At 63.9% G+C, this 11489-nt stretch carries 6 protein-coding genes; 3 read left to right on the top strand and 3 right to left on the bottom strand.

Annotated features, from left to right (window positions below; all coding sequences use genetic code 11):
* Positions 1 to 56: 56 nt before the first annotated feature.
* Both ABE456_RS26850 and ABE456_RS26845 read right to left on the bottom strand, forming a co-directional pair.
* Positions 57 to 1364 (bottom strand): FAD-binding oxidoreductase, encoded by a 1308-nt coding sequence (locus tag ABE456_RS26850; RefSeq protein ID WP_346646621.1) that lies wholly within the window; start codon positions 1362 to 1364, stop codon positions 57 to 59.
* A 24-nt stretch (positions 1365 to 1388) separates the two neighbouring features.
* Complete coding sequence (locus tag ABE456_RS26845) at positions 1389 to 2753, bottom strand: glutamine synthetase family protein (protein ID WP_346646622.1); 1365 nt, start codon at positions 2751 to 2753, stop codon at positions 1389 to 1391.
* A 534-nt stretch (positions 2754 to 3287) separates the two neighbouring features.
* Between ABE456_RS26845 and hrpA the strand changes: the two genes are divergently transcribed.
* Positions 3288 to 7193: an ATP-dependent RNA helicase HrpA gene (hrpA, locus tag ABE456_RS26840; RefSeq protein ID WP_346646620.1), complete on the top strand. Its 3906-nt coding sequence runs from the start codon at positions 3288 to 3290 to the stop codon at positions 7191 to 7193.
* 237 nt (positions 7194 to 7430) lie between these two features.
* A complete protein-coding gene (locus ABE456_RS26835) occupies positions 7431 to 8552 on the top strand; it encodes a beta-ketoacyl-ACP synthase III (protein WP_346646619.1) in 1122 nt (373 codons plus the stop codon).
* A 207-nt stretch (positions 8553 to 8759) separates the two neighbouring features.
* Here the strand turns inward: ABE456_RS26835 and ABE456_RS26830 are convergent, their stop codons facing one another.
* Positions 8760 to 10004, bottom strand: a complete 1245-nt coding sequence (locus ABE456_RS26830; RefSeq protein ID WP_346646618.1) for a putative porin — start codon at positions 10002 to 10004, stop codon at positions 8760 to 8762.
* 263 nt (positions 10005 to 10267) lie between these two features.
* Between ABE456_RS26830 and ABE456_RS26825 the strand changes: the two genes are divergently transcribed.
* Complete coding sequence (locus ABE456_RS26825; protein WP_346646617.1) at positions 10268 to 11395, top strand: GNAT family N-acetyltransferase; 1128 nt, start codon at positions 10268 to 10270, stop codon at positions 11393 to 11395.
* The last annotated feature ends 94 nt before the right edge of the window (positions 11396 to 11489 follow it).

The following is an 11489-nucleotide window of genomic DNA, read 5'->3' as shown; positions in this document are numbered from 1 at the left end:
TCGCGGCCCTTTCGCGACACAAGGCCGCTCCTACAAAGGTTGCGCAGGCTTCAGGTTTAGCGCAGCTTTTCCAGCATCTGGTAGTACCACATCCCCGCCGCCAGCAGCGGGTTCCCCAGCAAGTCGCCCATCGGCACCCGCACATGCTTGCACTGGGCAAAGGTGTCGAACTTCTCCAGCGTCCCGGTCAATGCCTCGGCCATGATCTCACCCATGATGTGGCTGGTGGCAATCCCATGCCCTGAATAGCCCTGGCAATACCAAACGTTATCCGACAGCTTGCCCAGCTGCGGGATGCGGTTGACCACGATGCCCATGGCGCAGCTCCACTGGAACTCGATCGGCACCCCCTTCAACGCCGGGAAAGTGCGCTCGATGCACGGGCGCAATTCGCCTTCGATATCCCGTGAGTCACGGCCGGAGTAGTTGGCGCCGCCGCCGAACAGCAGGCGCTTGTCGGCCGTCAGGCGGTAGTAGTCGAGCACGAAGCGGCAGTCGTACACCGCCAGGTCCTGCGGGTTGATCTGCTCGGCCAGCTCACCCAGTGGTGCGGTGGTGACGATGCCACCCATGGCCGGGAAGATCTTGCCCTTGAGCTGGCGTTTCTCCAGTTTGTGATACACATCGCCGGCCAGCATCACCTGGCGTGCCTCGACCCGACCGTGGGCGGTGACCACCGCCGGGCGCGGGCCGTGGACGATGTCCAGCACCTCGGAGTTTTCGAAAATCAGTGCGCCCAGGCTATGCGCGGCACGGGCTTCGCCCAGGCACAGGTTGAGCGGGTGCAGGTGCAGGTTGCGCAGGTTCTTCAACGCGCCCAGGTACAGCGGGCTTTGCAGGTGCTCGGCCACCGCAGCGCGGTCAAGCAATTGCACCTGCTCGCCCATGCCGCGGCGCCGGGCCTCGGCCTCGAATGCGCGCAGCTCGTTCATGTGCGAAGGTTTCATCGCCGCATGCAGGTGGCCGCGCTTGAGGTCGCAATCGATGCCATAGCGCGCCACGCGTTGCTCGATCACCTGGTGCCCGCGCCAGCGCAGGTGCCAGATGAAGTCGTCAACCTCGCTACCCAGGTGGTTGCGCATCTGCGTGCGCATGGCCTCGTCGCCCGACAAGCTACCGGTGACCTGGCCGCCATTGCGCCCGCTGGCGCCCCAGCCGATGCGGTTGGTTTCGACGATGGCCACCTTCAGGCCACGCTCGGCCAGTTCCACCGCCGTGGCCACGCCGGTGAAGCCGCCGCCGATGATCGCCACATCCACCTGTACCGTGCCTTTGTGTTGCGGGTACTCGGTGTGGTCGTTGAGGGTGGCGCTGTAGTAGGACGGCGCGCGCTGCGCCGGGCCGTTGTTCAATGCTGCGTTCATGGGTGTTCCTTGTTATGTAGGGGCTCAGGCCTGGTGCAGGTACCAGCGCCAATCCTGCTCGCTGACCTCGGCCATGAACTGGCGGTACTCGGCGCGCTTGACCTTCAGGTATACGCCGAGGAAGTCCTCACCCAGTGCTTCGCGGGCCCAATGTGAATGCTGCAGGGCGTCGAGGGCGGTCAGCCAGTCGGTGGGCAGGTGCTCGGTGGCCTGGGCATAGCCGTTGCCTTCAACCGGTGCCCCCGGGTCCAGTTGTTCGCGGATGCCACGGTGGCTGGCGGCAAGGATTGCCGCCGCCGCCAGGTAGGGGTTGGCGTCGGCGCCGCAGATGCGGTGTTCCACGTGCCGGCTGTTGGCCGGGCCGCCCGGTACGCGCAGGCTCACGGTGCGGTTGTCGACGCCCCAGGTTGGCGCCAGTGGCGCATAGCTGTTGGCCTGGAAGCGGCGGAACGAGTTGGCGTTGGGGCAGAACAGCAACAGCGAGTCACGCAGGTGGCGCAGCATGCCGGCTACGGCCTGGCGCAGCAGCGGCGTGCCGGCTTTGTCTTCACTGGCGAACAGGTTGTTGCCGGCGCTGTCGGCCAGGCTCAGGTGCATGTGCATGCCGGTGCCGGCCAGTTGTGCGAACGGCTTGGCCATGAAACAGGCCTGCATGCCGTGGGCATGCGCCACGCCTTTGACCAAGCGCTTGTAACGCACGGCCTGGTCCATCGCTTGCAAGGCGTCGCCGTGTTCCAGGGTGATTTCCACCTGGCCGGGGGCGTACTCCGAAATTGCCGTGCGCGCCGGGATGCCCTGGGCCTTGCAGGCGGCGTACAGGTCGGCGAGGAATGGCTCGATCTGCTCCAGTTCGCGCAAGCCATAGACCTGAGTGGTGCGAGGGCGGCCGCCGTCGTTGTCCAGTGCTGGCTGCGGGCGGCCTTGGGCGTCGCGCTGCTGGTCCAGCAGGTAGAACTCCAGTTCGCAGGCCATCACCGGGTGGTAGCCGTCGGCCTTGAGCGCATCGATGGTACGCAGCAGCACATGGCGCGGGTCGGCGATACTGGCAGGCAGGCCTTCGCTCGGGTGCATGCTCACTTGCACTGCGGCGGTCGGCACCCGGCGCCAGGGCAGGCGCACCAGGCTGCCTTCAAGTGGGTAGGCGCGGCAGTCGATGTCGCCGACGTCCCACACCAGGCCGGAGTTTTCCACGTCGTCGCCGTTCAGGGTCAGGCCAAGGATGGTGCTGGGCAGCGGCCGGCCGGTCTGGTACACGGCCAACAGTTCCTCGCGGTGCAGCAGCTTGCCGCGCGGCACGCCGTTGGCGTCGAGGATGAACAGTTCGAACAGCTCGATATCGGGGTTGTCGGCCAGGAAACGGCTGGCCTGCTCTACAGGGGCAAAGTGCATGATGGATTCGCTCATGGGCGCACAGGGCCACCGCGCAGGCAGGCGGCCCAGTTGAGTCAAACGGCCAGACGGCGGCCGGGTTTGGTCACAATGGCGTGAGCGAAGTGTCCGGTGGGCGCGCGTGGCGGCAGTGCCACAGTGCCCAGAAGGCGAGGATGATGTGCACCAGCGGATTTTCCCCGGCACGGCTCCGGGCCTTCGGTAGCGAAGGGCGGGATGACGGTGGGGCGATGGGCTGGACGGGAGTCATGCCTTTGATACTCACATGCGGCGTAAGGTTGATTAAAGCAGTGAATGGCAACCTTTACATCGAACTTGGCTAAACATTTGTGCCGTTGCAGCTGGCCTCTTCGCGGGTAAACCCGCTCCCACAGGATTGCAACAAGGCTGAATGTTGTGCGGTCCCTGTGGGAGCGGGTTCACCCGCGAAGAGGCCGGTTCAGGCAGCAAGGAAGGCCCAAATCTGCGACAATCGCGCATCCTTCGAATGCCGATCATGAGAAAGCAGGCCCACCTGCATCACTAAAAAGCCCCATGACTGACCACGCCATCGACAAACTCCTGCAAAACCTCGACCACGCCATGATTGCCGACCGCCATCGCCTGCGCCGGCAACTGCACGAACTGCGCAAGCGCCCCGACGAGGCGAAGCTGGCGCAGTGGGTGGAAAAGGTCCAGGCCTCCTGCGCCCAGGTCACCGCGCGCCAACAGAGCGTGCCGACCGTACGCTACGACGACAACCTGCCGATCGCCGCCAAGCGTGACGAAATCAAGAAGGCCCTGGCCGAACACCAGGTGCTGGTAATTGCCGGCGAAACCGGTTCGGGCAAGACCACCCAGCTGCCAAAAATCTGCCTGGAGCTGGGCCGTGGCAGCCATGGCCTGATCGCCCATACCCAGCCACGCCGCATCGCCGCGCGCAGTGTGGCCGCGCGGGTCGCCGAAGAGCTGGGCACGCCGCTGGGCGGGCTGGTCGGCTACCAGGTGCGTTTCGAAGACCAGAGCGATGCCAACACCCTGGTCAAGCTGATGACCGACGGCATTCTGCTGGCCGAAACCCAGCACGACCGCTTCCTCGAACGCTACGACACGATTATCGTCGACGAAGCCCACGAACGCAGCCTGAACATCGATTTCCTGCTCGGCTACCTGAAGACCCTGCTGCACCGCCGCCCGGACCTGAAGTTGATCATCACCTCGGCGACCATCGACCTGGAGCGCTTCTCCAAGCACTTCGACGGCGCGCCGATCATCGAAGTGTCCGGGCGCACCTTCCCGGTGGAAACCTGGTACCGCCCGCTGACCAGCGAGCAGGACGAAGAAGGCAACCAGATCGAGGACGACCTCACCGTCGACCAGGCCATCCTCGCCACCCTGGACGAGCTGGCACACCACGAGCGCAGCGAGGGCAAGGGCCCGGGCGATGTGCTGATCTTCCTGCCAGGTGAGCGGGAAATCCGCGATGCCGCCGAGATCTTGCGCAAGGCGCAACTGCGCCACACCGAGATCCTGCCGCTGTACGCGCGCCTGTCGCCGGCCGAGCAGCAGCGAATCTTCCAGCCACACACCGGGCGCCGCGTGGTGCTGGCCACCAACGTTGCCGAAACCTCGCTGACCGTGCCTGGCATCCGCTATGTGATCGACACCGGCACCGCGCGCATCAGCCGTTACAGCTACCGCGCCAAGGTCCAGCGCCTGCCCATCGAGGCAGTGTCGCAGGCCAGTGCCAACCAGCGTAAGGGCCGCTGTGGCCGGGTCGAGCCGGGCATCTGCGTGCGCCTGTACAGCGAAGAAGATTTCAACAGCCGGCCAGCGTTTACCGACCCGGAGATCCTGCGCACCAACCTGGCAGCGGTGATCCTGCAGATGCTGCACCTGCGCCTGGGCGCGATCGATGCCTTCCCGTTCATCGAGCCGCCAGATGGCAAGGCCATCAGCGACGGCTTCAACCTGCTGCAGGAGCTGTCGGCGGTCAACCGCGAGAACCAGCTGACGCCTATCGGCCGCCAACTGGCGCGCTTGCCGATCGACCCGCGGCTGGGCCGCATGCTGCTCGAAGGCGCACGCCAGGGCAGCCTGCAGGAAGTGCTGATCGTCACCAGCGCGCTGTCGGTGCAGGACCCGCGCGAACGCCCGCCAGAGCGCCAGCAGGCGGCCGATCAGGCACACGCTCAGTGGAAGGACGTGGATTCCGACTTCGCTGCGCTGGTCAACTTGTGGCGTGGCTTCGAAGAGCAGCGTCAGGCACTGACCGCCAACCCGTTGCGCAACTGGTGCCGCAAGAACTTCCTGAACTACCTGCGCCTGCGCGAGTGGCGTGATGCCCACCGCCAGCTGGCGCTGATCTGCCGTGAACTGCAGCTGACGGTGAACAAGGAACCGTCTGACTACCAGAAGATGCACAAGGCCATCCTCAGCGGCCTGCTCAGCCAGATCGGCCAGAAGACCGAAGAGGGCGATTACCAGGGCGCCCGCCAGCGGCGCTTCTGGGTGCACCCGTCGTCGGGCCTGGGGCGCAAGCGCCCGCAGTGGGTGATGGCCGCCGAACTGGTCGAAACCACCAAGCTGTATGCGCGCATGGTGGCCAAGATCGAACCGGACTGGATCGAGCCGCTGGCCGGCCACCTGGTCAAGAAGAACCACTTCGAACCGCACTGGGAGAAGAAGCGCGGCCAGGTGGTGGCCTATGAGCAGATCACCCTGTACGGCCTGATCCTGGTCGGCCGCCGGCCGGTGCACTTCGGCCCGATCGACCCGGTTACCTCACGCGAGCTGTTTATCCGTGAAGGCCTGGTGGGTGGTGAAATCCAGTCGAGGGCCAAGTGCCTGGCGGCCAACAAGCGCCTGCTCGAAGAACTCGACGAGCTGGAGGCCAAGGCCCGCCGGCGCGACATCCTGGCTGACGAAGAAACCCTGTACGCCTTCTACGAAGCGCGCCTGCCGGCGGAAATCCACCAGACCGCGACCTTCGACAGCTGGTACCGCATGGGCAGCCAGAAGGACGCCAACCTGCTGATCATGCGTGAAGAGGACGTGCTGGCCCGCGAAGCCAGCGAAGTTACCGCGGCGCAGTACCCCGACAGCCTGCAGGTAGGCGAGCTGCGCCTGCCGCTGAGCTACCACTTCGAACCTGGCCACCCCCGCGACGGCGTGACGGTGAGAGTACCGGCACCGCTGCTGCCAAGCCTGCCGGGCGAGCGCCTGGAATGGCTGGTGCCAGGCCTGCTGGAGGCCAAGTGCGTGGCGCTGGTGCGCAACCTGCCCAAGGCCCTGCGCAAGAACTTCGTGCCGGTGCCGGACTTCGTCAAGGCCTCGCTGGCGCGCATGACCTTCGGCCAGGGGGCATTACCGCAGGCCCTGGGCCAGGAGCTGCTGCGCATGACCGGTGCGCGTGTGGCCGATGAGGCCTGGGACGAGTCGGTCAACCTGGTTGAAGGCCACCTGCGCATGAACATCGAGGTGGTCGACGGCCAGGGCAAGTTCCTTGGCGAGGGCCGCGACCTGGCTGAACTGACCGCGCGCTTTGCAGCCGCCAGCCAGGCTGCGCTGGCCGTGCCGCGTGACGCCAAGAGCGAACAGCCGGTGCAGGCCAAGGCCTTCAGCGAGGTGAAACAGACCGCCCAGCAGAAGATCGCCGGCCTGTCGATGACCGTGTACCCGGCGTTGGTGGAAGAAAGTGGCACCGTGCGCGAAGGGCGCTTCTCGACCCAGGCCGAAGCCGAGTTCCAGCATCGCCGTGCCTTGCAGCGCCTGTTGCTGCAGCAGCTGGCCGAGCCGGCCAAGTACCTGCGCAGCAAGCTGCCGGGGCTGACTGAGCTGGGCCTGCTGTACCGTGAAATGGGCCGGGTCGAGGCACTGGTCGAAGACATCCTGCTGGCCAGCCTGGACAGCTGCATCCTTGAAGGCGAACAGCCTTTGCCACGCGACGGCGCGGCCCTGGCCGGGCTGGCCGAGCGCAAGCGCGGCAGCTGGGGCGAGCATGCCGAGCGCCTGGCGCGGCAAACCCTGGAAGTGCTGAAGCTGTGGCATGGGTTGCAAAAGCGCTTCAAGGGCAAGATCGACCTGAGCCAGGCGGTGGCGCTGAACGATATCAAGCAACAGTTGGGCAACCTGGTGTACCCCGGCTTCGTGCGCGAAACACCTGGGGCCTGGTTCAAGGAACTGCCGCGTTATCTGAAGGCGGTGGAACTGCGCCTGGAGAAGCTGGGTTCGCAGGTGCAGAAGGACCGGGTGTGGAGCGGCGAGCTGGCCAACCTGTGGGCGCAGTACAAGGCCCGTGCCGACAAGCATGCCCAGGAAGGCAAGCGTGATGAACAGCTGACCTTGTACCGCTGGTGGCTGGAGGAATACCGGGTGTCGCTGTTTGCCCAGCAATTGGGGACCAAGGTGCCGATTTCCGACAAAAGATTGAGCAAGCAGTGGAGCCAGGTGGAGGGCTAAACTTCCACAATTGTGGCAATATTGATGCAATTTGGGGCCGCCTGGCGGCACCTTCGCGGGTAAACCCGCTCCTACAGGTTCAGCAGTGGCCTCGGGAGCGGTGCGATCCCTGTGGGAGCGGGTTTACCCGCGAACGAGGGCGCAGCCCTTGCCTTTAAATTGGCACTAAAGTGCCATTAGCCTGTCATATTTCCAGCCAGCGCCCTGTGGCGATGGCCATTGACCAGAGGAACGACCGTGCATAACGTCGTGATCAGCGGCACCGGCCTGTACACCCCGGCCCAGAGCATTTCCAACGAAGAACTGGTGGCCTCCTTCAACGCCTGGTCGCAGCAGTTCAACCAGGACAACGCCGCCGCCATCGAGCGCGGCGAAATCGAAGCGGCGCCGCTGTCCGACGCGGCGTTCATCGAAAAGGCTTCGGGCATCAAGAGCCGCTTCGTCATGGACAAGGCCGGCATCCTCGACCCGCAGCGCATGAAGCCGCGCCTGCCAGAGCGCACTAACGACGAGCCGTCGGTGCTCTGCGAAATGGCGGTGGCCGCTGCCCGCCAGGCCCTGGAGCGCGCCGGCCGCACCGCAGCCGATGTTGATGGGGTGATCGTTGCCTGTTCCAACCTGCAGCGCCCATACCCGGCCATCGCCATCGAAGTGCAAAAGGCGTTGGGCATCCACGGCTTTGCCTTCGACATGAACGTGGCCTGCTCGTCGGCCACCTTCGGCATCCAGACCGCCGCCAACAGCGTGGCCCTGGGCCAGGCGCGCGCGGTGCTGATGGTCAACCCGGAAGTGTGCACCGGCCACCTGAACTTCCGTGACCGTGACAGCCACTTCATCTTTGGTGATGCCGCCACCGCGGTGTTGCTTGAGCGTGCCGACAAGGCTACCTCGGCGCACCAGTTCGACATCGTCAGCAGCAAGCTGTGGACCGAGTTCTCCAACAACATCCGCAACAACTTCGGCTTCCTCAACCGCGCGGCGGAAGAGGGTGAAGGTGCGGCGGACAAGCTGTTCATCCAGGAAGGCCGCAAGGTGTTCCGCGAGGTGTGCCCGAAGGTGGCCGAGCTGATTGCTGAGCACCTGCAGGAAAATGGCCTGCAGCCGAGCGATGTGAAACGCTTCTGGCTGCACCAGGCCAACCTCAGCATGAACCACCTGATCGTCAAGAAACTGCTGGGGCGTGAAGTGGCCGAGGAAGATGCACCGGTGATTCTCGACCGTTATGCCAACACCAGTTCGGCGGGTTCGGTGATTGCTTTCCACTTGTACCAGGACGACCTGGCCAACGGCTCGCTGGGGGTGTTGAGCTCGTTTGGTGCGGGGTATTCGATTGGTAGTGTGATTCTGCGCAAGCGCTGATTTATCCGGCACCTGTTCCGGCCTCTTCGCGGGTAAACCCGCTCCCACAGGTACAACACAGTATTCGAACACTGTGGTGTACCTGTGGGAGCGGGTTTACCCGCGAAGAGGCCGGCGCATTTCTGCCAGGCAAAAAGGCAAAAAAAGCGGGAAACGCCGGATGGGGTCGGCATTTCCCGCTTCAGGTGAAGCAGAGGAGGGTGTCGCTTAGAACTTGGCTTCCAGGTCTACCTGCAGCGTGTCTACGTCAGCATCGCTGTTTGGCAGGTTGGAGAAGTCGGTCTTGGCCATCATGTAGGCCGCGCCGAGGGAGAAGTTCTTGTCGATTTCGTAACCCACCTTGAACTTGTGGCCACGGGAACCGGTGAAGCCGTTACCGAAGTCAGAGTCGGTGAACAGGCTGACTACACCGTTACGTTGTACGTCGCGGTAGTTGTAGTCCAGGCTCCAGGCACCGATCTTGCTCTTCAGGCCGGCCAGCCAGGCTTTGTCCTTGCCATCGGTGCTTTCGGTGTTCTTGACGAACTGGCCGTAAGCCGACAGTGGAATGGCGAAGCCGGTGAAATCGACCTGGCCGAAGCCTTCAACCAGGTTGAACTCGTTGGTGGTGTTGCCCAGCGAAGCCAGGGCAGCCGAGTCCTTGTCGTTGTCGTAACCGTAGACGCTACCGCCAACGGTGACCTTGACGGTGTCAGCCGCGTTGAACTTGGTACCCAGCTGGGCCGCGTACAGCTGCGCATCGTGCTTGAACTGCACGCCGTCGCCGTCGACGTTGTCCTTCAGGTTGTAGTGGCCGATGCTGCCGAACACTTCGGCCGGGCCGAGGTTGGTCTTGTAGGTGGCGGCCACGCCTTCCGGGTTGATGTCGCTGTCCCAGATGATGTCGCCCATGCTTACCCATGGCTGCATCATCTTGCCGCCGATCAGGTGCAGGTTCGGCACGGCAGTCGGGTGCCAGTCGAGGTAGGCCAGGTCGACCCACAGCTGTTTCTTCTCGAAGTAGTTGTCCAGGCTCTGGTTGGTCGAGCGGGCATCGGCGCTGCTGCCGGTGGCCACACGCACACCAGCGTCAACTTGCGGGTTGACCTCGCTGTAGAAGCCAACGCGGGCACGTACGCGCTCACGGTCCTGGTTGTTGCTGCGAGCGATCGGGTTGTCGACGTTGACGTCTTCGTAACGCAGGCGCACATCACCCTTGATCTGGGTCTTGGCGGCCCATGCCACTTTCTGTTCAAAGGAGCTCATACGTTCCGACTGAGCTTTCTGAGCGGCCTTTTCCTTGGTTTCTTGAGCCAGGTCGCCCTGCAGTTCGTTGTACTGCGCCTGGTTGATCGAGCCGTTGGCGCGGAGCATTTCGAGCAGCTTGGCGTCGACAGCTGCACTGGCCGGAGTACTCAGAGCCAGCATCATGCCGGTGAGGCTCACTCCGGTAAGTGTAGAAACAAGACGCATAAGGTTCTCCCTACTGAATAAAATGGGGGAGGCTCAAGCGCCCGCCCCTGCGTTGGCATGTCTTCGGAAAGGGCCTGAATAGACAGGTTCTAGGGTTCCGAAAAACAGGCGCAAGTATTGCGGGGGCCAATGACAGATTAATGTCTAATTAGTGGCACTGTTGTTAAGTAATTGAGAATAAAAGGATATGGCCCGGCGTTCGTCATTTGAGTGGCGGGCCTTCCTTGGCGATACTGGGTGCCTTCAGACAGCGAGCCAACACCGTGACCAGCCTGTACAGCCTTGCCCATTTGCGTGATCTTCCGGCGGCCACCTGGGATGCCCTGGTGCCGGCCGGTCAACCGTTCCTGCGCCATGCTTTTCTCAGCGCCATGGAGGACAGCGGCAGTGTTGCGCGCAACACCGGCTGGGCTGCCGAGCACCTGGTGCTAGAGCGTGACGGGCAGGTGCGGGCGCTGCTGCCGGCGTATCGCAAGTGGCATTCGTTTGGTGAATACGTGTTCGACCATGGCTGGGCCGACGCCTGTGAACGGGCTGGCATCGCCTACTACCCCAAGCTGCTCGGTGCCGTGCCGTTCAGCCCGGTCAGCGGCCCGCGCCTGCTTGCCGCCGACCCCGCCGACGGCCTGCTGCTGCTGCAGGCGTTGCCGGAGTACCTGGGCAAGGGTGGGCTTTCTGGTGCGCATATCAACTTCACCGAGTCGGCACTGGATGAGCAGCTGGCTGGCCTGCCGGGCTGGATGGAGCGCCTGGGTTGCCAATTCCACTGGCAGAACCGGGGCTATCGCGACTTCCAGGACTTTCTCGACAGCCTCAGCTCGCGCAAGCGCAAGCAGATGCGCAAGGAGCGCGAACAAGTGGCGGGGCAGGGCATCGACTTCCGCTGGTACCGCGGTGATGAACTGGACGAGGCGCAGTGGGATTTCGTCTTCCTGTGTTATGCCAACACCTATGCGGTACGCCGCCGAGCGCCTTACCTGACCCGCGAGTTTTTCAGCCTGCTGGCCGAGCGCATGCCCGAGGCACTGCGTGTGGTGATGGCGCGCCAAGGTGGGCGTGAGGTGGCGATGGCCCTGAGCCTGGTGGGTGGCGATAGCTTGTTCGGCCGTTACTGGGGCTGCCTGGATGAATTCGACCGGCTGCATTTCGAGACGTGTTTTTACCAAGGCATGGACTTTGCCATTGCCGAAGGGTTGCAGCGTTTCGATGCCGGGGCGCAGGGCGAGCACAAGCTGATACGCGGGTTCGAGCCGGTGTTGACGCGGTCGTGGCATTACCTGTTGCACCCAGGGTTGCGGCGGGCGGTGGAGGATTTCCTGGTGCAGGAGCGGGAAGGGGTAAGGGGGTATGCCGAAGAGGCGCGGGGGATGTTGCCTTATCGGCGGGACTGAGCTGTAACAGGCTGGCACCGACCCTGTGGGAGCGGGCGGGGTTTGGGGAAGAGGCGGACACCAGTCCCCCCCCCATAAAAAAAAAACGCGAAAA

Source organism: Pseudomonas sp. TWI929 (assembly GCF_039673335.1).
Taxonomy (GTDB): domain Bacteria; phylum Pseudomonadota; class Gammaproteobacteria; order Pseudomonadales; family Pseudomonadaceae; genus Aquipseudomonas.
Note: the sequence above shows the minus strand (reverse complement) of the source record. Positions and strands in the feature narration are given on the sequence as shown.